24 protein-coding genes are annotated in these 20968 nt (G+C 71.4%); 10 read left to right on the top strand and 14 right to left on the bottom strand.

Translation table 11 applies throughout. The features are described from left to right. The first annotated feature begins 193 nt into the window (after positions 1 to 193). Together ACFV9O_RS13380 and ACFV9O_RS13375 are read left to right on the top strand one after the other, a co-directional pair. Entirely contained in the window at positions 194 to 1471 is a 1278-nt protein-coding gene (locus tag ACFV9O_RS13380) for a thymidine phosphorylase (protein WP_385416443.1), read from the top strand. A 60-nt stretch (positions 1472 to 1531) separates the two neighbouring features. Beyond that, entirely contained in the window at positions 1532 to 1855 is a 324-nt protein-coding gene (locus ACFV9O_RS13375) for an STAS domain-containing protein (RefSeq protein WP_385416440.1), read from the top strand. Here the strand turns inward: ACFV9O_RS13375 and ACFV9O_RS13370 are convergent. From ACFV9O_RS13370 to ACFV9O_RS13360, 3 genes are all read right to left on the bottom strand, one after another. Continuing rightward, positions 1839 to 2825 (bottom strand): sigma-70 family RNA polymerase sigma factor, encoded by a 987-nt coding sequence (locus ACFV9O_RS13370; protein WP_385416438.1) that lies wholly within the window; start codon positions 2823 to 2825, stop codon positions 1839 to 1841. The two genes, ACFV9O_RS13375 and ACFV9O_RS13370, sit on opposite strands and share 17 nt — an antisense overlap. A 66-nt stretch (positions 2826 to 2891) precedes the next feature. After that, positions 2892 to 3539, bottom strand: a complete 648-nt coding sequence (locus ACFV9O_RS13365) for a L,D-transpeptidase family protein (protein WP_385416599.1) — start codon at positions 3537 to 3539, stop codon at positions 2892 to 2894. A 169-nt stretch (positions 3540 to 3708) separates the two neighbouring features. After that, complete coding sequence (locus tag ACFV9O_RS13360; protein ID WP_385416435.1) at positions 3709 to 5004, bottom strand: MFS transporter; 1296 nt, start codon at positions 5002 to 5004, stop codon at positions 3709 to 3711. Positions 5005 to 5066: 62 nt separating this feature from the next. Between ACFV9O_RS13360 and ACFV9O_RS13355 the strand changes: the two genes are divergently transcribed. Next, entirely contained in the window at positions 5067 to 6020 is a 954-nt protein-coding gene (locus ACFV9O_RS13355) for a LysR family transcriptional regulator (protein ID WP_385416432.1), read from the top strand. A gap of 650 nt (positions 6021 to 6670) precedes the next feature. Here the strand turns inward: ACFV9O_RS13355 and ACFV9O_RS13350 are convergent. Next, on the bottom strand, positions 6671 to 7228 hold the full coding sequence (locus tag ACFV9O_RS13350) for an amidase domain-containing protein (RefSeq protein WP_385416430.1): 558 nt from the start codon (positions 7226 to 7228) through the stop codon (positions 6671 to 6673). A 191-nt stretch (positions 7229 to 7419) separates the two neighbouring features. Continuing rightward, positions 7420 to 8100, bottom strand: a complete 681-nt coding sequence (locus tag ACFV9O_RS13345; RefSeq protein WP_385416597.1) for an alpha/beta hydrolase — start codon at positions 8098 to 8100, stop codon at positions 7420 to 7422. A 295-nt stretch (positions 8101 to 8395) separates the two neighbouring features. On the opposite strand from ACFV9O_RS13345, the gene ACFV9O_RS13340 reads away from it, so the two are divergent. Both ACFV9O_RS13340 and ACFV9O_RS13335 read left to right on the top strand, forming a co-directional pair. After that, complete coding sequence (locus ACFV9O_RS13340) at positions 8396 to 9583, top strand: adenosine deaminase (protein WP_385416427.1); 1188 nt, start codon at positions 8396 to 8398, stop codon at positions 9581 to 9583. Positions 9584 to 9717: 134 nt separating this feature from the next. Next, positions 9718 to 9999 (top strand): hypothetical protein, encoded by a 282-nt coding sequence (locus ACFV9O_RS13335; RefSeq protein ID WP_385416425.1) that lies wholly within the window; start codon positions 9718 to 9720, stop codon positions 9997 to 9999. A gap of 68 nt (positions 10000 to 10067) precedes the next feature. Here ACFV9O_RS13335 and ACFV9O_RS13330 read toward each other — a convergent pair whose 3' ends face one another. The 5 genes from ACFV9O_RS13330 to afsQ1 all read right to left on the bottom strand — a co-directional run bounded on the left by ACFV9O_RS13330 (position 10068) and on the right by afsQ1 (position 13850). Then, the gene (locus tag ACFV9O_RS13330) at positions 10068 to 10268 is read right to left on the bottom strand and encodes a PspC domain-containing protein (protein WP_385416422.1); all 201 of its coding nucleotides are present in this window, start codon (positions 10266 to 10268) and stop codon (positions 10068 to 10070) included. 90 nt (positions 10269 to 10358) lie between these two features. Continuing rightward, complete coding sequence (locus tag ACFV9O_RS13325) at positions 10359 to 10925, bottom strand: VanZ family protein (RefSeq protein ID WP_385416420.1); 567 nt, start codon at positions 10923 to 10925, stop codon at positions 10359 to 10361. Between the two features lie 65 nt (positions 10926 to 10990). Continuing rightward, positions 10991 to 11635 carry a hypothetical protein gene (locus tag ACFV9O_RS13320; protein WP_385416417.1) on the bottom strand — a complete coding sequence of 215 codons (645 nt, stop codon included), beginning with the start codon at positions 11633 to 11635 and terminating at the stop codon, positions 10991 to 10993. Beyond that, a complete protein-coding gene (locus ACFV9O_RS13315; protein WP_385416415.1) occupies positions 11632 to 13176 on the bottom strand; it encodes an ATP-binding protein in 1545 nt (514 codons plus the stop codon). The genes ACFV9O_RS13320 and ACFV9O_RS13315 overlap by 4 nt, the downstream gene beginning before the upstream one ends. After that, complete coding sequence (gene afsQ1, locus ACFV9O_RS13310) at positions 13173 to 13850, bottom strand: two-component system response regulator AfsQ1 (RefSeq protein WP_351229557.1); 678 nt, start codon at positions 13848 to 13850, stop codon at positions 13173 to 13175. Before afsQ1 ends, ACFV9O_RS13315 begins: the two co-directional genes overlap by 4 nt. 180 nt (positions 13851 to 14030) lie before the next feature. Between afsQ1 and ACFV9O_RS13305 the strand changes: the two genes are divergently transcribed. Further along, on the top strand, positions 14031 to 14774 hold the full coding sequence (locus tag ACFV9O_RS13305) for a SigE family RNA polymerase sigma factor (RefSeq protein WP_385416411.1): 744 nt from the start codon (positions 14031 to 14033) through the stop codon (positions 14772 to 14774). Between the two features lie 314 nt (positions 14775 to 15088). On the opposite strand, the gene ACFV9O_RS13300 is transcribed toward ACFV9O_RS13305, so the two are convergent. Then, entirely contained in the window at positions 15089 to 15793 is a 705-nt protein-coding gene (locus ACFV9O_RS13300; RefSeq protein WP_385416409.1) for a uridine kinase, read from the bottom strand. 83 nt (positions 15794 to 15876) lie between these two features. On the opposite strand from ACFV9O_RS13300, the gene ACFV9O_RS13295 reads away from it, so the two are divergent. Then, entirely contained in the window at positions 15877 to 16200 is a 324-nt protein-coding gene (locus ACFV9O_RS13295; protein WP_385416406.1) for a hypothetical protein, read from the top strand. 72 nt (positions 16201 to 16272) lie between these two features. Here the strand turns inward: ACFV9O_RS13295 and ACFV9O_RS13290 are convergent, their stop codons facing one another. From ACFV9O_RS13290 to deoC, 3 genes are read right to left on the bottom strand one after another with little or no spacing between them, the layout of a single operon-like run. Next, positions 16273 to 17169: an aldehyde dehydrogenase family protein gene (locus ACFV9O_RS13290; protein WP_385416403.1), complete on the bottom strand. Its 897-nt coding sequence runs from the start codon at positions 17167 to 17169 to the stop codon at positions 16273 to 16275. After that, positions 17162 to 18598, bottom strand: a complete 1437-nt coding sequence (locus ACFV9O_RS13285) for an aldehyde dehydrogenase family protein (RefSeq protein WP_385416595.1) — start codon at positions 18596 to 18598, stop codon at positions 17162 to 17164. The genes ACFV9O_RS13290 and ACFV9O_RS13285 overlap by 8 nt, the downstream gene beginning before the upstream one ends. Then, positions 18598 to 19545 (bottom strand): deoxyribose-phosphate aldolase, encoded by a 948-nt coding sequence (gene deoC, locus ACFV9O_RS13280; protein ID WP_385416592.1) that lies wholly within the window; start codon positions 19543 to 19545, stop codon positions 18598 to 18600. Before deoC ends, ACFV9O_RS13285 begins: the two co-directional genes overlap by 1 nt. Positions 19546 to 19719: 174 nt before the next feature. Here deoC and ACFV9O_RS13275 point away from each other — a divergent pair, with 174 nt between their 5' ends. The 3 genes from ACFV9O_RS13275 to ACFV9O_RS13265 are packed head-to-tail and all read left to right on the top strand — an operon-like array spanning position 19720 to position 20957. After that, positions 19720 to 20073, top strand: a complete 354-nt coding sequence (locus ACFV9O_RS13275; protein ID WP_385416401.1) for a sortase domain-bontaining protein — start codon at positions 19720 to 19722, stop codon at positions 20071 to 20073. A gap of 24 nt (positions 20074 to 20097) precedes the next feature. Continuing rightward, positions 20098 to 20733 carry a PH domain-containing protein gene (locus tag ACFV9O_RS13270; RefSeq protein WP_385416398.1) on the top strand — a complete coding sequence of 212 codons (636 nt, stop codon included), beginning with the start codon at positions 20098 to 20100 and terminating at the stop codon, positions 20731 to 20733. Continuing rightward, on the top strand, positions 20661 to 20957 hold the full coding sequence (locus ACFV9O_RS13265; protein ID WP_385416589.1) for a sensor histidine kinase: 297 nt from the start codon (positions 20661 to 20663) through the stop codon (positions 20955 to 20957). Before ACFV9O_RS13270 ends, ACFV9O_RS13265 begins: the two co-directional genes overlap by 73 nt. Positions 20958 to 20968: the final 11 nt, after the last annotated feature.

Raw genomic sequence — 20968 nt, 5'->3', positions numbered from 1 at the left:
GCGCCGGCCACACGGCCGGCGAGAAGACGCGGCGGCGCCCCCCCCCCCACCAACCTCGGCTGGGGGGCCGGAACAACCGGGGCTCACCCAGGGCTACCCGGCACACCCAACCCCCCCCCCCCCCCCCCCTCCGGGGGGGTCCCCGAGCCACTTTCGTACTACCTGGTTCGTACCCGGAAGGACCCCGAAGCACATGGACGCCATCTCCGTCATCCGCACCAAGCGGGACCGCGGCGAACTCACCCCCGAGCAGATCGACTGGGTCATCGACGCCTACACCCGCGGCGAGGTCGCCGACGAGCAGATGTCCGCGCTGGCGATGGCGATCCTGCTCAACGGCATGAACCGCGCCGAGATCGCCCGCTGGACCGCAGCGATGATCGCGTCCGGCGAGCGCATGGACTTCTCGACGCTGTCCCGCCCGACCGCCGACAAGCACTCCACCGGCGGCGTCGGCGACAAGATCACCCTGCCGCTGGCCCCCCTCGTGGCGGCGTGCGGCGCGGCCGTGCCCCAGCTGAGCGGCCGCGGTCTCGGCCACACCGGCGGCACCCTCGACAAGCTGGAGTCCATCCCCGGCTGGCGGGCGCTGCTGTCCAACGAGGAGATGCTGCACGTCCTCGACACGACCGGCGCGGTCATCTGCGCGGCGGGTGACGGCCTGGCCCCCGCCGACAAGAAGCTCTACGCGCTGCGCGACGTCACCGGCACCGTCGAGGCCATCCCGCTGATCGCCTCCTCCATCATGTCGAAGAAGATCGCCGAGGGCACCGGCTCGCTGGTCCTGGACGTCAAGGTCGGCTCCGGCGCATTCATGAAGAACATCGAGGACGCGCGGGAGCTCGCCTCCACCATGGTCGGTCTGGGCACGGACCACGGCGTGAAGACCGTCGCCCTGCTCACCGACATGTCGACCCCGCTCGGCCTCACCGCGGGCAACGCCCTCGAGGTCCGCGAGTCGGTGGAGGTGCTGGCGGGCGGCGGCCCGGCCGACGTCGTCGAGCTGACCCTCGCGCTGGCCCGGGAGATGCTCGACGCGGCCGGCATCAAGGACGCGGACCCGGCGAAGGCCCTCGCCGACGGCTCCGCCATGGACGTCTGGCGCCGCATGATCGCGGCCCAGGGCGGCGACCCCGACGCGGCGCTCCCGGTCGCCCGCGAGCAGCACGTCGTGACGGCCCCGTCCTCGGGTGTCCTCACCCGCCTCGACGCGTACGGCGTCGGCGTCGCCGCCTGGCGCCTCGGCGCGGGCCGCGCCCGCAAGGAGGACCCGGTCCAGGCGGGCGCGGGCATCGAACTCCACGCCAAGCCGGGCGACACCGTCACCGCGGGCGCCCCGCTGCTGACGCTCCACACGGACACCCCGGAGAAGTTCGACTACGCCCTGCAGTCCCTGGAGGGCGCGTACGACATCGCCCCGGCGGGCACGGCGTACGAACCGAGCCCGGTCGTGCTGGAGCGCATCGCCTGAGGCGGGTGGCACGGGCCGATGAGTTCCGGGCGTGGCGCCGGTCTACTCGATGTGGACAGCATGCGGCAGCCGATCGTTCTCGAGCTCATCGGCCGGGTCACCCCGGCCGATGTGCCGCTTCTGTGCGCATCGTTGCAGGCACAGGTCGTCACCGCCGCCGAGGCCGGCGACGTGATCTGCGAGGCCGGCGGCCTCACCGTCGCCGACCTCACGGCCGTCAACGCCATCGCCCGGCTGCGGCTCACGGCGGGTCGGCTCGGCCGCGGGCTGCGGCTGAGGAACGCCGGGCCCGAACTCCTCGCGCTGCTCCACTTCGTCGGGCTCGGCGACGACGACTCGGGCCCCGACCCGGACCGGCCGCCGGTGCTCAGTCCTCGCGGCTGAGACGGTCGGGCAGACCGAACAGCGGGAACCACCGCTTGGTGTCCAGGAAGAAGTCCATCCCGCCGATCCTGCCGTCCGAGATCTCCAGGACGATCAGCGCCCACGGCTCGTACCCCTCGCCGTCCTGGCTCGGGTGGTACTGCGCGAACGCCGGCGAGCCGTTCGCCACGGTCGGGACCAGCTTCGAGCCGCGGCACACCTCGCCGACACCGAGCATCCAGCCCACGATGTCCTCATGGCCGCGCAGCCACAGGTCGTACGGCGGCATGGACATCGTCGCGTCATCGCGGAGCAGCGCGGTCAGCGCGTTCATGTCGTACCCCTCGAAGGCCGCGACATAGCGCTCCAGGAGCTGCTGCTGCTCCTCGTCGAGCGGGTCCGCGGGGTCGGACTCCCGGGGCTCGGACTCGGCGAGGGTGGCGCGGGCGCGCTGCAGGGCACTGTTGACCGAGGCGACCGACGTGCCGAGCAACTCGGCGACCTCGGCGGCCTTCCAGGCCAGCACCTCGCGCAGGATGAGCACGGCGCGCTGCTTGGGCGGCAGATGCTGCAGCGCCGCGACGAACGCCAGCCGGATCGACTCCCGCTCGACCGTCCTGTCGGCCGGATCGGCCACCGACGGCAGCACGCGCCCGTCCGGCACCGGCTCCAGCCAGGTGATCTCCGGACGGGCATTGAGCTGGGCCTGCGCCACCGGCGTCGCGGCGGTCAGGTCCATCGGGCGGGCCCGGCGATTGCCCGCGTTCAGCATGTCCAGGCACACGTTCGTCGCGATGCGGTACAGCCACGAGCGCAGGGACGATCTCCCCTCGAACTTCTCGAAGCTCTTCCAGGCACGGACCATCGTGTCCTGGACGGCGTCCTCCGCTTCGAAGGCGGAGCCCAGCATCCGGTAGCAGTAGCCGGTCAGCTCCGTCCGGTACTGCTCCAGCCGGGAGTCGAGATCCTGCGTCGTTGCCAGATCACTCATCGGGTCCACCCCTGTCGCCCTTGGCACCAGCCCTTCGGACGCTACAGGAGGGGACTGACAATGGGGTCAGGTTCCGGGCTTGCGCCCGTAGACGTAGACGTCGTCCCCGTTCTTCAGCAGGCCCCAGTACGCTTTCGCGTCCGCCGGCCGCATGTTGACGCAGCCGCCGGAGCCGGGCGGGTTGTACATCGACTTGGTGACCGAGTGGAACGCGATGCCGCCGTCGAAGAACTGCGAGTACGGCATCCACACGTGGTAGATCGTCGACCAGTGGTTGAGGCTGCGGTAGTAGATCCTCTTCGAGCCGGTCCGGGTCTCCGCCCCGTCCCGCCCGGTCCGCACCGGCACCGGACCGTACTTCAGCTTGGAGCCGTCCTGGATCCAGCTCAGCTGCCGGGTCAGGTCCACGCAGGCGATGCGGCCCTTGTTGGTCGGACACTTGCCGGCCTTGTTGGGATTGTTGCCGGCCGCCCGCTGCGCCAGCATCGTGCTCATCGTGCGCCAGGTGATCGGCCCGGCGTAGCCCAGCGTCGGCGTGATGCCGTGCTTGGCCTGGAACGCCTTGATCGCCTGGCAGTCGCTCGACGACTGCCTTCCGTCGACGCGGAGGCCGAGGAACTGCTCGACCTGCTTCTGGTACGGGCCGGTGCTCAAGTTGCACGAGGCGGCCTGTGCCGGGGCGGCGCCGAGCGCCAGCGTCAGCGGCACCACCATCCCCGTGATGCCGAGGGCGACGCCGCCCCGTCTCCGTATGTTCCTTCTGCTCCTTGCACGTTCCACGGTCACCAACTCCCCAGTGGCACAGAGCGGTTGCTCTCACCGTTGGACGCTTGCAGGCGTGCCGGAGTTGCAGGGAAGTTGCCGTGGATTTCCGGAGATTTCCTCAGCGGTGGGCGGCGGCCGTCCGCAGGACCGGCCGGCGCTCCTTCGCGCGGGCCGCGTACGACCCGAACAGCGTGATCGACACGACGCCGAGGACCGCGAGCAGCCCCAGCAGGACCGTGCCCGCCCAGCCGCCGGAGTGGAAGGCGACCGCGCCGAGCGTGCCGCCCGCGCTGCTGCCCAGGTAGTACGCCGACTGGTAGAGCGCCGACGCCTGGGCGCGGCCGGTCTTCGCGGTGCGGCTCACCTCGGAGGAGGCGACCGCGTGGCCCGCGAAGAAGCCCGCGGTGATGAGCACCAGGCCGAGCAGGACCGCGGTCAGGGAGTCCGAGAGGGAGAGCAGCAGGCCCGCCGCCGTCGTACCGACCGCGAGATACAGCGCGCCGCGCCGGCCCATGCGGCCGACGAGCTTGGCGGCCGCGGCGGAGGAGAGCGTACCGACCAGATAGACGAGGAAGACCGAACCGACCGCGCCCTGGGGCAGGTTGAAGGGGGCGTCGACGAGGCGGTAGCCGATCATCGTGTAGACCGCGCCGAAGACGGTCATGAAGAGCGCGCCGATCCCGTACAGCCGCATCAGCAGCGGGTCCGAGAGGTGGCCGCGGACGGTCTCCGCCAGCGCGCGCGGGTTCAGCGAACCGGGCGCGAAGTGCCGTGCCTTCGGCAGCAGCAGCCGGAAGGCTACCGTGCAGACCACGGCCATCAGACCGACCGCGGCGAGCGCCGCCCGCCAGCCCCACAACTGGGCGACCCAGCCGGTGACGATCCGGCCGCTCATGCCGCCGATGCTGTTGCCCGCCACGAACAGTCCGATCGCGGCGATGAGCGCCTTCGGCCGCACCTCCTCGGCGAGGTACGCCATCGCCGATGCCGGGATCCCGGCCAGCGCCGCACCCTGCACCGCGCGCAGGGCGACCAGCCACTCCAGGCCGGGCGCGAACGGCACCAGCAGTCCGACCACGGTCGCGACCACCAGCGACACCGTCATCAGCCGCACCCGCCCGAAGCGCTCGGAGAGCGCGCTCAGCGGCAGCACGCACAGGGCCAGGGCGCCGGTGGCCGCGGAGACCGTCCAGCTGGCCGCGCTCGCGGTGACCCCGAAGCCGGCGGAGACGGCGGGCAGCAGGGCCTGCGTGGAGTAGAGGAGGGCGAAGGTGGCGACGCCCGCGGCGAAGAGCGCGAAGCTCATGCGGCGGTAGCCGGGCAGGCCGGGGGCGAGGCGCGAGTCGGTGGTCGTGGGGGACGGCGAGGTGAGGGCACCCACGGCGGTGGGCGCCCCGGTACTGGCGGAAGGCATATCTCGAAGGTAGGTGCCCCATTCTGATGCGTCCAATGCATGGAACGGCTTTAATCGTTCCCATGGCGCATGAATACAGCTCAGAGGCTCGCGTGTCACTGAACAGTTACGAAGAAGACATGCGGCTGCTGCTCGCTCCGCGCCTCGCGTACTTCGCGGGCGTGGCCCGGCACGAGCACGTGACCAGGGCGGCGCAGGAGCTGGCCGTGCCGCAGTCGACGCTCTCGCGGGCGATGGTCCGGCTCGAACAGGACCTGGGAGTGGCGCTGTTCACGCGCAAGGGGCGGACGGTGTCGCTGACGGCCGCGGGCCGCACCTTCCTCGTGTCCGTGGAGCGGGCCCTCACGGAGGTCGAACGGGCCGCGGAGTCGGTACGGGCCGACGCGGACCCCTCCGGCGGCAAGGTCGCCTTCGGCTTCCTGCACACCATGGGCTCGGAGACGGTGCCCGAGCTGATCCGCGCCTTCCGCGTCGACCATCCCCGGGTGCGCTTCACGCTCGTCCAGAACTACGGCGAGGCGATGATCGAGCGCCTGCGCGCCGGCGACCTCGACCTGTGTCTCACCTCGCCGATCCCGGACGCCCCGGACCTGGTCGCCCGCCGCCTCGACGAGCAGCGCCTGCGCCTGGTGGTCCCCGACGACCACCGCCTCGCCACCCGCAAGCGCGTCCGCCTGGCGGAGGCCGCGGACGAGACCTTCGTGACCCTGGAGCCCGGCTACGGCCTGCGCCGCATCACGGACGCGCTGTGCGCCGAGGCGGGCTTCACACCGCGCGTCGCCTTCGAGGGCGAGGAGGCCGAGACCCTGCGCGGCCTCGTCGCCGCGGGCCTCGGCGTGGCCCTGCTCCCGCCGCCCGCGGTGCCGCGCCCGGGCGTCGTCGAGCTGACGGTGACCGCGCCGCGCGCGGTGCGCGAGATCGGTGTCGCCTGGCTCGACGGGCATCCGGACACGGCGCCGGTGGCGGAGTTCAAGAAGTTCCTTCTGTCGCGTCGCGGGAATCTCCTGCCGGACTGACGGGGCGCGCCAGGTGGAGACCGCTACCGCGATGGTCACCATCCCACAGGAGAGCCGTCACACCGCTTCGCCCGCGAGAAGGACCAACGGTCACGCCGACGTGCGGGTCCCATAGCTCTCCGGGTGTGTGGTGGTTCAGCCGGACGCGGGCTTCGAGGGGCCCACTCCGTCGGATGGCGCGGCTGTCTCGGCGGGCGTCTTCCCGCTCGGGTCCTGTGTCGGCGCCGGCAGGATGGTGAGGTGCCAACTCCCGCCATCACGAGTGATGGTGAGACTCTCGCTGTAGTCGGCGCCCTTGCTGTCCCGGGCAGTGATCTTCGCGGACCCGACGTCGGGCCGAGATCGTAACTGATCCGGATGTCCTCGACCTTGAGGCCGCGGCCGCCCTTCTCCTTGATGATCTTCTGTGCATCCCGCTCGGCGTCAGCGCCGGTAGCTCCGTCCAACTTCAGCAGGGCGTCCGCGTCTCGGTCGTTGAGGGCGGTGATGTACGCCTCTGCCGTCTCGCGGTCACCGCTCGCCTTCGACCCGGAGTCGCCGCTGTCGCACCCGGTCAGGGCGAGCAACGCGGCGAGGGTGACGCCGACGAAATAGCGCCTCTTCATGTGTCCCTCACAGGTGGTTCAGCCTGGGTGTCAGGCAGGACGGTCTCAGGTCCGGTGCGCGTACCAGGCCGCGTTCGGATGGTCAGCGAGCAGCTTGCGGAGGCTCTTGTTGTGAGTGTTCCCCGTGTGGTAGGTGAGGTAATGGGTACCTCTGTAGACCTTGGTGACGACCATGGTGTGATCGATGACGTTGTCGCTCCGAGGCCTCCAGTTCGCCTGAAGCACGTCGGCGAGGGCGAGCTTCCGCACATTGTCGAGGAACTTGGTCCGCTTGGAGTGCTTGAGCGCGAACCAGTACCAGTTCTCGGCACCAGCCCAGGTGTAGCTCGTGTTCCAGGCGTGGCTTCCGTAGAACCACTTCCTGTTGTCCTTGCGGCTCATGACACTGCCCGACGTCGCCCGCCAACCGCCGGCCCACATCACCTGGGAGATGAAGTTCGTGCAGTCGTTGCCGTACGTGCGCCAGTCATCGCTCGGCGTTTTCCAGTACTTGTCGGCGTAGCGCACCATCGCGCTGTAGTTGTACGAAGCGGCCGCCGCAGAAGCCTGCAGGCCGGGAACCGCCTTTGGGGGCACCGAGCCGCTCGGCGGCTCGATGGTCATCCGTGCCCCTCGACGGCATGGTGGCGCGGGTGCCGACGTCCACCGCGTATCAGGCCTTGTTGCCTGTCGCGTCCCCGCGCGCCGGCCGGGGCGACCCGTTTACGGGGGCCGTACGAGGCGTCAGTGAAGAGGCGTCAGGGTGGAAGGCGGCAGCGCCGGGCCGCACGTCCGGGGGCGCCCCCCGATCGCCCTCAGCGCCGCAGCGATCGCCCGAAGCCCGCCGCGAGCGGCATCCTCAGTCCCAGCGGCGGCGGAGCCGCCAGCGCGTCCGCGACCGGGCGGGCGTACGCGCGCGAGAAGAGCGCACCGAGGACGAAGTCGGCGGCCAGCGCTTGGACTTCGGCCTGGTACTGACGCAGGGAGTGGCCGTCGGAGTGCACCTCGAAACGGCAGGTGTCGCGGTTGGTCTTCTTGGCGCGCTCGGCCAGGCGGTAGGAGAGCTCCGGATCGGTACGGGCGTCGTTCGTGCCGTGGACTATGAGGACCTGGCGGCCGACGAGCTGTTTCACCGGTTCGGGTTGCACCGCGACGTCGTCCTCGGGAAGCCAAGGGGCGAGGGCGACCACGGAGTTGACGGCCCCGTGCCCGGCGGCGTGCAGGGCGGCGCGGCCGCCCATGCCGTGCCCGGCGAGGCACACGGGGACGTCCCCGTACCGCCGTACCGCCTCGTCCGCCGCCCACGCCGCGTCCGCGGCGAGCCGCGCGTCGGGACCGTTCCAGCCACGCCCGCGGTAGCGCACGACGTGGGCGACGAGGCCGTCCTCGCGTCCCGCCCGCGCCAGCGAGCGCGCCAGCGGCAGCGCGGCCGCGTGCGACACGGCCGACGGCCCCCGGCCCGACTCCGGTTCACCGTCCGGGAGCAGCAGCACCACCCCGCTCACGGCCCCGTCCACGGGCGCAGGACCGGACACCGTCCCCCGGACCGGCCGCCCCAGCCTCGGCCCTACCACTGAGCCGCCTCCCCGCGTTACGCTCGCTTCGAGCCGGGCCCGTGCCGCCTTGGCCTTCCCGGCCGAACGTCCCCACCGCTGGGGCAGTGCGTGGTGTGCCATGGCAGAACAGTCTCAGAAGTGCAGGTGTACTCCACCCGTCCGCACGGTCACTGTTACGTATCGACGGGTGGTTCGTGGAGCTGCCCTCTACGCGCGTAGGGATTAGAGTGCGGAGATGACGAGGCAGACCACCCATGTGTCATCCCGGGGAACCGCCCCCGGACCTGAGAGGCCCACCGCGGACCAGATCCGCCGCGCCCCGAAGGTGCTCCTGCACGACCACCTCGACGGCGGGCTGCGCCCCGGCACGATCATCGATCTCGCCCGTGACGCGGGCTACGAGTCCCTCCCGGAGAACGAGCCCGACAAGCTCGGCATCTGGTTCCACGAGGCCGCCGACTCCGGCTCGTTGGAGCGGTACCTGGAGACGTTCGCCCACACCTGCGCCGTCATGCAGACCCGTGAGGCGCTCAAGCGCGTCGCCGTCGAGTGCGCCGAGGACCTCGCCGAGGACGGTGTCGTCTACGCCGAGGTGCGCTACGCCCCCGAGCAGCACCTGGAGGCCGGCCTGACCCTCGAAGAGGTCGTCGAGGCCGTCAACGAGGGCTTCCGTGAAGGCGAGCGCCGCGCCCGGGCGAGCGGACACCGCATCCGCGTCGGCGCCATGCTCACCGCCATGCGGCACGCCGCCCGTGCGCTGGAGATCGCCGAACTGGCCAACCGCTACCGGGACTCCGGCGTCGTCGGCTTCGACATCGCGGGCGCCGAGGCGGGCTACCCGCCCACCCGCCACCTCGACGCCTTCGAATACCTCAAGCGCGAGAACAACCACTTCACCATCCACGCGGGCGAGGCCTTCGGGCTGCCGTCGATCTGGCAGGCCCTCCAGTGGTGCGGCGCGGACCGACTCGGCCACGGCGTCCGCATCATCGACGACATCGAGGTCGCCGCCGACGGCACGGTGAAGCTCGGCCGTCTCGCCGCGTACGTACGCGACAAGCGCATCCCGCTGGAGATGTGCCCGACGTCCAATCTGCAGACCGGTGCGGCCGCCTCGTACGAGGAGCACCCCATCGGACTGCTGCGCCGGCTCCACTTCCGGACGACCGTCAACACGGACAACCGGCTGATGAGCAACACCAGCATGAGCCGTGAATTCGAGCTGCTGTCCGAGGCGTTCGGCTACACGCTCGACGACATGCAGTGGTTCACCGTCAATGCGATGAAGTCCGCGTTCATTCCTTTCGATGAACGCCTCGCGATGATCAATGACGTGATCAAGCCCGGCTATGCGGAGCTGAAGTCCGAATGGCTGTTCAGCCAGACCGTCACGACCAGCGGGTCTCCCTCCGGCGAGAGCTGAGCGCGGACATACGCAGAGGGCCGGGAGCGTCAACTCCCGGCCCTTTTCTCCGACGCGGCCGTTTGCGGGGCGGAGTTCGCGCTGGCTAGCTTGCAAAGCCGCTCATATTCCCCCTCCCCAAGGAAAAGTCGCTGATGAAGCACGCTGCCAAGACCCTCGGTGTCGCCGCGCTCGGTGCCGCCTTCGCCGCTGCCACTGCCGGCACGGCCTCCGCCGCCCCGCAGCTCCCCGAGGTCGGCACCCCGCTCAACGCCGTCTCCCTCCTCCAGGACCAGGCGGTCGCCTCCGCCGTCCAGCAGGCCGCCGAAGGCGTCGGCCCGAACGCGCTGCCGCCGGGCGCCACCGAGCAGGCCACTGGTCTCCTCGGTCCCGCGGGGGCGGCCGCCGGCCTCCTCGGCGGTCTGCCGCTGCGCTGACCCGCGGATGACAGATGGGGCGCACACCCGGTTCCGGGTGTGCGCCCCAGCGTGCTGTCACGGCGCCGTCACCAGGCGGTCGACGCGCTCTTCTCGGCCGGCAGCAGCAGCCACAGCGCCAGGTAGATCAGGAACTGCGGGCCGGGCAGCAGACACGAGACCACGAAGATCACGCGCATCGTGGTCGCGGAGGTGCCGAAGCGCCGTGCCAGCGCTGCGCACACTCCGCCGATCATGCGTCCGTCACGGGGGCGGGTAAGTGCGGCCATGGTGGGCTCCTCGAGTCCTCGGCCGGGAGCCACTCCACTGTGCTCCCGATGACTCCATGCTGCCGCCGCGAAGGGGGACGAAGCGTCGCTCTACGGGGCGATCCCGACCCTGGGAATCGTCGGGGTCGGCCCCTGAGAGGCGTCGTCCCGGAGCAGGGGTTTCCGTTGCTTCCCGGGGTCCGCGGACGGCCCGCGCCGCCTGCGCCGCAGCCGGGCGCGGCCCGCCGGGACGACCGCCAGATGGGCCAGGGCGACGCCGGCCGTGTTCAGGAGCAGCGAGTCCACGTCGACGACCTGCCCCGGCACCCCGGTCTGCAGCAGCTCGATGCCCAGCGACAGCAGCGCGCCCGCGGCGACCGTACGGGCCAGTGAGGCCCAGGGGGAGACGGCGAGCCGCCCGCCCGCCATCGGCAGCAGTATGCCGAGCGGGGCGAGCAGCAGCAGTCCCTCGCCCATCCGGCGGGCCGCCTGCACCGGACCCAGGGCGAGGTCCGCCTTGATGCCCGCGAGCGGCTCGAGATTCGCCGCCGTCACCCACATCACGTCGAGGGGGCGAAGTGTCAGCCACCCCACGAGTGCCAGATGCGCGAGGAGGAGGACGACCCCCGCCACGCGGAAGCGGATGGCGGCACTGCCGCCCGAACCTTGACGCTGCACGACCCCCAAGACGACACGACCGGCGGGATCGGTTCCGCCGTGTGACGCGTACGTCAGGTCGTACCTCAGGAAGCGGGCAGCGGGCCGACCGTCGGGAGCACCGTCTCGGGGCGCTCCTTGGCCGCGTCCGTGCAGCGGTAGCCGCGCGGCGCGTACTCGCCGGGCCCGCCCAGGACCACCGTCCCGCCATCCGCCGCGGCCTCGCTGTCCGCGAGCGTGCACACGATCTGCGCGAGCGCGACGGGCGGCAGGTCCTCCGGCTGACGGTTCAGCCGCAGCGTGCCCTCGGGGTCGCCCTCCCGCCCCGGCGCCACGGTCAGCGGGCCCCGTACGTCGGTGGCGAACCCGGCCTCGCGCTCGGCCGCCGACGGCTCGGCCTGCAACTGGTCGAGGAGGGCCCTCGCGACGAGGATCCGGTTGCCGGCGGCCTTCTCCGAGACCGTCGCAGTACGGTCCACGGCTTCCAGCCCCGACGCGCACACCAGATACACCCGCACCGGCACCGCGCCCGGCTCGGCCGGCGTGGCCGTCTCCTTCCCGGCCAGCGAGCACGGCACCCGCGAGGGCGCGGGCCCGGCGTCGACGGGGACGGACGTGGTCCGGATCCCGCAGCCTCCGACAGCCGCGGCGGCCAGAACGGCCCCCGCGAAGGTGACCGCGCCACGCCGCAACCGGGCCGGAGCGGCCGACCGCACACCACGGATGGTCACTGTGCCTCACCTGCCCCTTCCCCGCCGTTCGCGTCCGCGGGCGTGATGTCCGAGGCGTCGCGCGGGAGGCGGAGCACGAAGACCGCACCGCCGTCGCCGTCCGTCGTGTTCGCCGCGCTGATGCTGCCGCCGTGGATCAGGGCGTTCTCCATCGCGATCGACAGGCCCAGACCGCTGCCCTCCGAGCGCGGACGGGAGGCGCTCGCCTTGTAGAAGCGGTCGAAGACATGGGGCAGTACGTCCTCGGGGATACCGGGCCCGTGGTCCCGTACCTCGATGACCAGCTCGTCGTCCTCCGTGCGGACCGCCACCCGCACCGGGGAGCCGCCGTGCTTCAGCGCGTTGCCGATCAGGTTGGCCAGGATGACGTCGAGGCGGCGCGGGTCGAGGCGGGCCACGATGCCGCGCTCCGCGTCCAGTTCGACCGCGTCCAGCCAGGCGCGTGCGTCGATGCAGGCGGTGACCTGGTCGGCGACGTCCACGTCGTCGAGGACGAGCCGGGCCGTGCCCGCGTCGAAGCGGGTGACCTCCATCAGGTTCTCCACCAGGTCGTTGAGGCGCCGCGTCTCGCTCACGACCAGCGCGACCGCGGGCGCGATCATCGGGTCGAGGCTCTCCTGCTCGTCCTCCAGGACCTCCGTCACGGCAGTCAGCGCGGTCAGCGGCGTACGCAGCTCGTGCGACATGTCGGCGACGAAGCGGCGGCTCGACTCCTCCCGCGCGCTCATGTCCGCGACCTTCTTCTCGAGCGATTCCGCCGCGCGGTTGAACGTCCGTGACAGCTCGGCAAGTTCGTCCGTACCGGAGACGTTCAGCCGGGTGTCGAGCTTGCCCTCGCCGAGCTGCCGCGCCGCCTCGCCGAGGCGGCGCACCGGCCGCAGCACGGTCGTCGCCGCGGCCTGTGCGATCAGCGCGGAGCCGACCAGCGCCAGCGCCGTGGCGATGCCCAGCGACCAGGCCAGCGAGTTCAGATCGGCCCGCTCCTGGTCCAGCGACTTGAACATGTAGCCCGTCGGGCCGCCGCCGATGATCCTCGTGCCGCCCACGAGATAGGGCGTGTTGCCGCGCTGCGTCCGCAGCCAGAACAGGTGGTACGGGTACGCGTTGCCGGCCGTGACCGGCTGCGGCTCGTTGACCGCGTCCCGTAGCGCCTTCGGCACGTCGTCCAGCGTGAACACGTCCGGGTTCGACGCCCCGACGATCGGCTTGCCCGCCTCGCGCTTGCCGAGCAGCACCACGCTGTACCCGGCACTGCCGCTCGCCATCTGCTCGGCGGTCGTCTGCAGCTCGCTCTGCGTCGGCCGCGCGGGCAGCGACGCGGCCCGGTTCTGCATCTCCTGCCGGAAGTCACCCAGTGCCGCGTCCTGCGTACGCGTCAGTACGGCCTCGCGGTTGAGCCAGTACGCGATCCCCGAGGCGGACACCGCGGCCGTCAGCGCGACCAGACCGAACACCACGACGAGCCGCAGCCGCAGGCTGGTCCACCCGAATCCCGCGAGCACCCCTCTCTTCGCGGGACCCTTCTTCTCGGCTTGCGTCACTGAGGGGCGTCCAGTCGGTAGCCCACGCCACGGACCGTACGGATCAGGGTCGGCGAGGACGGCACGTCCTCCACCTTCGCCCGCAGCCGCTGCACGCAGGCGTCCACCAGGCGCGAGTCGCCCAGGTAGTCGTGCTCCCACACCAGCCGCAGCAACTGCTGGCGCGACAGCGCCTGGCCCGGCCGGCGGCTCAGCTCGAGGAGAAGCCGCAGCTCGGTCGGCGTGAGCTGCAGATCCTCGCCGTTCTTGGTGACCGTCATCGCGGAGCGGTCGATCACCAGCGACCCGAAAGTCGCCGAGTCCGTGGACTCGCGCTCACCGCGGCGCAGCACGGCCCGGATACGGGCGTCCAGCACGCGCCCCTGCACCGGCTTGACCACATAGTCGTCGGCACCGGACTCCAGCCCGACCACGACGTCGATGTCGTCGCTGCGCGCGGTGAGCAGGATGATCGGCAGCTGGTCCGTGCGCCGGATCCGCCGGCACACCTCGAAACCGTCGATGCCGGGCAGCATCACATCCAGCACGATCAGGTCCGGCCGCTGCTCACGCAGCAGTTTCAGGCCGTCCTCGCCCGTCGCCGCGGTGGCCACACGGTGGCCCTGGCGTGACAGCGAGAGTTCGAGGGCCGTGCGGATGGCGTCGTCGTCCTCGATCAGCAACAGGAAAGGCACGGCGTCATTCTGACCCATGGGGGAGCCGGAGTTCGACAGTTGGGGGCTCTCCAGCCGACACCGGGCCCTGTGACAGCCCTGTGACAGTCGGCGGACACCGGCGTGAAGGTGCCCGGGCAGTCTTTTCGCACAGGGCAGGAAGGCGGCCCGACACAGACTCCAACCGACGGGGGGCGCGAGATGAACGCACTGCACAGCACCACCTCCAGCGCAGTTGTCACGCGTCTGCACGACGTCGTGCGGAGCACCGAGAAGTCCGGCGCCGTGAACGGGCGGGGGTGCGTTCGCGGCGCCGGGCGTCAGCACAAGCCGTCGGCGTACATGACGGTCGTTGACGCCACGAACGAGGGGGGCCACGGGGGATCCGCGTACGGGGAGGTCAAGGGGGAGCGGGATAACCTGTCGGAGGCGGAGTTCACCGCCTACGTGCAGGAGCGCCGCGCCTCCCTGTACGCGACCGCGTATCACCTGACCGGTGACCGGTTCGAGGCGGAGGACCTGCTGCAGAGCGCGCTCTTCTCGACGTACCGGGCGTGGGACCGGATCAGCGACAAGGCGGCGGTCGGCGGCTATCTGCGCCGGACCATGACCAACCTGCACATCAGCGCGTGGCGCCGCCGCAAGCTGAACGAGTACCCGACCGAGGAGCTCCCGGAGACGGTGGGCGAGACGGACGCGATGCGCGGCACGGAGCTGCGGGCGGTGCTGTGGCAGGCCCTGGCGCGGCTGCCCGAGCTGCAGCGCACGATGCTGGTGCTGCGCTACTACGAGGGCCGTACGGATCCTGAGATCGCGGACATCCTCGACATCAGTGTCGGCACGGTGAAGTCGAGCATCTGGCGGTCGCTCCGCCGGCTGCGGGAGGACGAGGTCCTCAGCTTCGGCCGTGACGAGGAGGACGCCTTCGGCGAGCTGGTGGCCTGAGGGCGGTAGGTACGGGGGACACGGGGGAGCCCGGGGCCGGCCAGGACCGAGAGGTCCTGACCGGCCCCGGGGTCGTTGTGCGGTGACTCCGAAGCGGCCCCCAGCGGCAACCAACCCGTGCCGAGTCACCCCGACCATCCCAGCCTGTCCAGCGTTCGAGGACGGACACACGGGCTGCCCGGGCGGTGCTGGGCGCTTTTCAAGGCCGTCCCGGCGGTTGAGGACGGACGCACCGGCCGCTGACCCGGCACGGGGCACCTGGACAGGCCCCCACGCCGCAGCTACGGCACCGGGTCACGCCGTACCCGTAGCGGCTACGCCTCGCTCGCCGCAGGCGTACGGCGGCACCGGCCCGCCGCCGCGGCCGCGAGGCGGCCGAGGGCCTCGTCCTTGCCGCACGGGTGGGCGCCCAGCGCGGACTGGCGGGCGACGATGCCGCGCTCCGCGTGCATCAGGCGCCAGCCGCGGCGGACCAGGAAAGCCACGGACTTGCGCCCCTCGCGCAGATCGCGCAGCAGCCGGCGGCGGAAGGTCGTGGACGGCCTCCCGCGCAGGCACAGCGCGTCGGCGAGGACCCCCGCCCGCCGGCAGCGGTCGACGATCTCCGCCGCGAAGATGCCCTCGGCGACGAAGAGCGGGGTGCGCTCGATGTCGAGGGTCTCGGTCCCGGCCCGCGAACTGGTGGCGATGTCGTAGACGGGCACGGTCGTCCGCCCCGTACGGCACAGTTCCACGACCGCGTCGACCGCCGCGTCCGCGTCCCAGGACGCCGGGGAGTCCCAGTCGACGGCCGTGGTACCCGCCATGAGCGGGAGCGTGGGGTCGTCCCCCTCCTTGTAGAAGTCGTCGAGGCGCAGTACCGGGAGGCCGGAGCGGGCGGCGAGGGACGACTTTCCGGAACCCGAGGGCCCGGTGAGCAGGACGACGCGCGTCGGAAGGGGTTGGGAACTCACGGGACACCAGTCTGAGGCATTGCGCCGTGTGGGTGACCCCCCTGGGGTCCTGTTGGTATCGAGCATCACACGGGAACTACGCTGCGTGCCCAGTCGGTCACTTCGGTGGCGGTCGCTTCGGTCCACTTCCCGTCGAGGACAGGATTCTCATGGCACGTCACACATTGCTCAGGGCCGCCGGTCTCACCGTCACCGCCATCGGCGCGGCGCTCGGTGCCGGTGCCGGCGTGGCACAGGCGGGTCAGGCGGGCGAACTCGACCCGGCGGCGGCCCTGCAGACCACCGCGGCCACCGCCGAGCACCTCCCGCTGAACCCGCTCGCGAACACCGGCGTCGACCCGCTCGACAACGGCGTCGCCACCCAGGGCGCAGGCTTCAAGGGGGTCAACACGCGGAGCCTCACCGGCGACCTGGCCAGTGCGCCGGACCTCCCGGTGGCCGGTCCGCTGCTGGGCGGCCTGCTGCCCGGCTGAGGACAACCCCGGCCGCCACGGCGACGGGCCCGCAGGAAACCTCCTGCGGGCCCGTCGCCGTCACGTGATACGTCAGTACGCCGAGCCGGACGCACCCAGCGAACCCGTCGGGTGCCACACCGTCTTCGTCTCCAGGAACGCGGTCATGCGCTGGGTGCCGGGGTCGGCCGACCAGTCCTCGCCGGCGCGCGGCCGCAGCACCCGCTTGAGGTTGTCCGCGGCGGCGACCTCCAGCTCCTTCGCCAGCTGCTCGTCCGCGCCGGTCAGGTCGATCGCGTTGACGTCCTGGTGGGCGGCGAGCGGGGCCGCGATCTCGGCCGTACGCCCGGAGAGGACGTTGACCACGCCGCCGGGCAGGTCGGACGTGGCCAGCACCTCGCCCAGCGAGAGCGCCGGCAGCGGAGCCTTCTCCGAGGCGATCACGACCACCGTGTTGCCGGTCGCGATCGCCGGGGCGATCACCGACACCAGGCCCAGGAACGACGACTTCTGCGGGGCCAGGACCGTGACCACACCGGTCGGCTCGGGCGTCGACAGGTTGAAGAACGGGCCCGCGACCGGGTTCGCCCCGCCCACGATCTGGCCGATCTTGTCCGTCCAGCCCGCGTACCAGACCCACCGGTCGATCGCGGCGTCCACCACCGCGGCCGCCTTCGACTTCGACAGGCCCTCGGCGTCGGCGACCTCGCGCACGAACTGCTCCCTGCGCCCCTCCAGCATCTCGGCGATGCGGTAGAGGATCTGGCCCCGGTTGTACGCGGTCGCACCCGACCACGCGCCGAAGGCCTTGCGCGCCGCGACGACGGCGTCGCGGGCGTCCTTGCGGGACGACTGCGGGGCGTTGGCCAGCCAGTTGCCCTTGGAGTCGGTCACTTCGTACACCCGGCCGCTCTCACTCCGGGGGAACTTGCCCCCGACGTACAGCTTGTAGGTCTTGAAGACACTCAGACGCGTCGACGACTCAGACATCGAGGTAGGCCTCCAGACCGTGGCGGCCGCCCTCGCGGCCGAAGCCCGACTCCTTGTAGCCGCCGAAGGGCGAGGTCGGGTCGAACTTGTTGAAGGTGTTGGCCCACACCACACCCGCCCGGAGCTTGTTCGCCACCGCGAGGATGCGGGAACCCTTCTCCGTCCAGATGCCCGCCGACAGCCCGTACTGGCTGTTGTTGGCCTTGGCGACGGCCTCGTCCGGCGTACGGAACGTCAGCACCGACAGCACCGGGCCGAAGATCTCGTCGCGGGCGATGGTGTGCGCCTGCGTGACGTTCGTGAACAGCGTCGGCGCGAACCAGTAGCCGGACGACGGCAGTTCGCACGGCGCGGTCCAGCGCTCGGCACCCTCCGCCTCGCCGGTCTCGGTGAGGGCGGTGATGCGCGCCAGCTGCTCGGCCGAGTTGATGGCGCCGATGTCGGTGTTCTTGTCCAGCGGGTCGCCGAGGCGGAGCGTGGACAGACGGCGCTTCAGCGAGTCGAGCAGCTCGTCCTGGATCGACTCCTGTACGAGCAGACGGGAGCCCGCGCAGCAGACCTGGCCCTGGTTGAAGAAGATGCCGCCGACGATGCCCTCGACGGCCTGGTCGATGGGGGCGTCGTCGAAGACGATGTTGGCGCCCTTGCCGCCCAGCTCCAGGGTGACCTTCTTGTCCGTACCGGCCACGGAGCGCGCGATGGCCTTGCCGACCGCGGTGGAGCCGGTGAAGGCGACCTTGTCGACGCCCGGGTGCTCGACGAGCGCGGCGCCCGCGTCGCCGTAACCGGGAAGGATGTTGACGACACCCTTCGGCAGCCCGGCCTGGCGGCAGATGTCCGCGAAGAACAGGGCGGACAGCGGGGTGGTCTCGGCGGGCTTCAGCACCACCGTGTTGCCGGTGGCGAGCGCCGGGGCGATCTTCCACGCGAGCATCAGCAGCGGGAAGTTCCACGGGATGACCTGGCCGGCGACACCCAGCGGGCGCGGGTTCGGCCCGTAGCCCGCGTGGTCGAGCTTGTCGGCCCAGCCCGCGTAGTAGAAGAAGTGCGCCGCGACCAGGGGCAGGTCCGCGTCGCGGGTCTCCTTGATCGGCTTTCCGTTGTCCAGGGTCTCCAGGACGGCCAGCTCACGGCTGCGCTCCTGGATGATCCGGGCGATGCGGAAGAGGTACTTGGCACGCTCGGAGCCCGGCAGCGCGGACCACTTCTCGAAGGCCTTGCGCGCGGCCTTCACGGCGCGGTCGACGTCCTCGGTGCCCGCCTGGGCGACCTCGGAGAGGACCTCCTCGGTGGACGGGGAGACCGTCTTGAAGACCTTGCCGTCGGCGGCGTCGGTGAATTCGCCGTCGATGAAGAGGCCGTACGACGGGGCGATGTCGACGACCGACCGCGATTCGGGTGCGGGTGCGTATTCAAAGGCCATGGTGATCAGTCCACCGTCACGTAGTCGGGGCCGGAGTAACGGCCGGTCGCCAGCTTCTGGCGCTGCATCAGCAGGTCGTTCAGCAGGCTGGACGCGCCGAAACGGAACCAGTGGTTGTCCAGCCAGTCCTCGCCCGCGGTCTCGTTGACCAGCACCAGGAACTTGATCGCGTCCTTGCTGGTGCGGATGCCGCCGGCGGGCTTCACGCCCACCTGTACCCCAGTCTGCGCCCGGAAGTCGCGGACGGCCTCGAGCATGAGCAGGGTGTTCGCCGGGGTCGCGTTGACCGCGACCTTTCCGGTCGACGTCTTGATGAAGTCGGCCCCGGCCATCATGCCGAGCCAGGAGGCGCGGCGGATGTTGTCGTACGTGGACAGCTCGCCGGTCTCGAAGATGACCTTCAGGCGCGCGGCGCCGGAGGCCTCCTTCACGGCGCGGATCTCCTCGAAGACCTTCAGGTACTTGCCCGCGAGGAAGGCGCCGCGGTCGATCACCATGTCGATCTCGTCGGCCCCGGCGGCGACGGCGTCACGGGTGTCCGCGAGCTTCACGTCGAGCGCGGCGCGGCCGGCCGGGAAGGCGGTGGCGACGGAGGCGACCTTGACGTCGGCCCCGCCCAGGGCGGCCTTGGCGGTGGCCACCATGTCGGGGTAGACGCAGACGGCGGCCGTCTTCGGGGCCGTACGGTCGGTCGGGTCGGGATTGACGGCCTTGGCGGCGAGCGCCCGGACCTTGCCCGGGGTGTCCGCGCCTTCCAGCGTCGTCAGGTCGATCATCGAGATGGCCAGATCGATGGCGTAGGCCTTGGCCGTCGTCTTGATCGAACGGGTGCCGAGAGACGCGGCGCGCGCTTCCAGGCCGACGGGGTCGACACCGGGGAGCCCGTGCAGGAAGCGGCGCAGTGCGCTGTCGGACGAGGTCACGTCAGCGAATGCAGGTGCAATGGTGGGCATGGTCACCAGGGGAGCATATCTACGCGCGTAGCAGCCTGTACACCCCCGGGTCGGATCCGGACGGAAACGCGCAGGTGGACACGTGTGCCCGTGACGCCCGTCACACGCCTGTGACATGCACCGGACACCGGGCCCGTCCTGGAGCTCGGCCTCGCCGTCGACGGCAACGTCGAGGTGCCGTCCGTTGCGGACGCGGACCGCATCGGCTGGTACGGCAAGGGCGTCACGCCCGGTGAGACCGGACCGGCGGTCCTGATCGGCCACGTCGACACCGTGAAGGGCCCCGCCGTGCTGAAGGACATCGCGAAGGTCCGCGTAGGCGACGAGATCAGCGTCGCGCGCGCCGGCGGCAGCACTGCCGTCTTCCGCGTCCGGGAGCTGGAGCAGGTGAGCAAGAAGGCCTTTCCGACCCGGAAGGTCTACGGCGACACGCCCCGCCCGGGCTGCGGCTCATCACCTGCGGCGGGAGAGCTCTCCGGCGGCCACCGCCCCGACAACATCATCGTGTACGCCGGTCTCGTCCCCTGAGACGCGTGAGGCAGAATCGGGAGCATGACGAGCCCCACCCCGGACCCCGAGCCGACCTACGCCGACCGTGTCTTCCGGTCGACCCCCGGCATGGCCGCCGGCGCGCTGATGCTGGCGCTGGTCGCCTGGATGGGCGTGGACGCGCTGGTGAGCGGCGCGGGCCGCACGCCCTGGTGGGGGGTCGCGGGGCTGCTGTTGGTGGTGCCGCTGATCGTCGCCTTCACGTTGCGGCCCGCCGTGTACGTCAACGACGACCGGCTGCGGATCCGGAACCCGTTCCGCACGATCACGGTCCCGTGGGGCGCGGTCGCGGACGTGCGCGCCGGATACTCCAGCGAGGTCTTCACGCAGAAGGGCGCCAAGTACCAGCTGTGGGCCGTGCCGGTGTCGCTGCGGCAGCGCAAGCGGGCCGCACGCCGCCAGACGATCGCCGCCCAGGACGACCCCCACGGCCGTACGTCCGTGACCGCGGACGTCAGCGACTCCACCTCCCGGCTGGCGCCCGCCGACCGGACGGTCGCGGAGCTGCGGGACCTGGCCGAGCGCAGCGCGTCCCGCCCGGGCGCGCAGGGCGAGCCCCAGGTGCGCTGGGCGTACGAGATCCTCGCCCCCGCGGTCGCCGGTGCGGTGTTCCTCGCGGTGCTGATGGCGACGGGCTGAGCCCGCGGCCCGCGCCCGGCCCTTGCCCGGGCATCCCGGAGGCGGACCTGCCGTACGTCTTCGACCGCTTCTACCGCTCCCCGGCGGCGCGTTCGCTGCCGGGCTCGGGGCTCGGCCTCGCCATCGTGCGCCAGGTCGCCGAGACGTACGGCGGCAGTGTCGCGGCCGAGCCGCTGGAGCGCGGTCTGCGGATGCGGCTCTCGCTGCCGGCCCTGGCCGGCTGAGCTTCCGGCGA

This window comes from Streptomyces sp. NPDC059909, from assembly GCF_042730885.1.
Taxonomy (GTDB): Bacteria; Actinomycetota; Actinomycetes; order Streptomycetales; family Streptomycetaceae; genus Streptomyces.
This window is presented reverse-complemented; position numbering and strand designations above follow the sequence as displayed.

Excerpts from the sequence above, each read along its gene's own strand:
- ACFV9O_RS13270 (WP_385416398.1), top strand. The coding sequence starts at position 20,098 with ATGACGAGCCCCACCCCGGACCCCGAGCCGACCTACGCCGACCGTGTC.
- ACFV9O_RS13360 (WP_385416435.1), bottom strand. The coding sequence starts at position 5,004 with ATGCCTTCCGCCAGTACCGGGGCGCCCACCGCCGTGGGTGCCCTCACC.
- ACFV9O_RS13355 (WP_385416432.1), top strand. The coding sequence starts at position 5,067 with ATGGCGCATGAATACAGCTCAGAGGCTCGCGTGTCACTGAACAGTTAC.
- ACFV9O_RS13330 (WP_385416422.1), bottom strand. The coding sequence starts at position 10,268 with ATGGCCGCACTTACCCGCCCCCGTGACGGACGCATGATCGGCGGAGTG.
- ACFV9O_RS13380 (WP_385416443.1), top strand. The coding sequence starts at position 194 with ATGGACGCCATCTCCGTCATCCGCACCAAGCGGGACCGCGGCGAACTC.
- ACFV9O_RS13300 (WP_385416409.1), bottom strand. The coding sequence starts at position 15,793 with ATGCTCGATACCAACAGGACCCCAGGGGGGTCACCCACACGGCGCAAT.
- ACFV9O_RS13335 (WP_385416425.1), top strand. The coding sequence starts at position 9,718 with ATGAAGCACGCTGCCAAGACCCTCGGTGTCGCCGCGCTCGGTGCCGCC.
- ACFV9O_RS13375 (WP_385416440.1), top strand. The coding sequence starts at position 1,532 with ATGCGGCAGCCGATCGTTCTCGAGCTCATCGGCCGGGTCACCCCGGCC.
- ACFV9O_RS13370 (WP_385416438.1), bottom strand. The coding sequence starts at position 2,825 with ATGAGTGATCTGGCAACGACGCAGGATCTCGACTCCCGGCTGGAGCAG.
- ACFV9O_RS13295 (WP_385416406.1), top strand. The coding sequence starts at position 15,877 with ATGGCACGTCACACATTGCTCAGGGCCGCCGGTCTCACCGTCACCGCC.
- ACFV9O_RS13290 (WP_385416403.1), bottom strand. The coding sequence starts at position 17,169 with ATGTCTGAGTCGTCGACGCGTCTGAGTGTCTTCAAGACCTACAAGCTG.
- ACFV9O_RS13365 (WP_385416599.1), bottom strand. The coding sequence starts at position 3,539 with ATGGTGGTGCCGCTGACGCTGGCGCTCGGCGCCGCCCCGGCACAGGCC.
- ACFV9O_RS13350 (WP_385416430.1), bottom strand. The coding sequence starts at position 7,228 with ATGACCATCGAGCCGCCGAGCGGCTCGGTGCCCCCAAAGGCGGTTCCC.
- ACFV9O_RS13340 (WP_385416427.1), top strand. The coding sequence starts at position 8,396 with ATGACGAGGCAGACCACCCATGTGTCATCCCGGGGAACCGCCCCCGGA.
- ACFV9O_RS13305 (WP_385416411.1), top strand. The coding sequence starts at position 14,031 with ATGAACGCACTGCACAGCACCACCTCCAGCGCAGTTGTCACGCGTCTG.
- deoC (WP_385416592.1), bottom strand. The coding sequence starts at position 19,545 with ATGCCCACCATTGCACCTGCATTCGCTGACGTGACCTCGTCCGACAGC.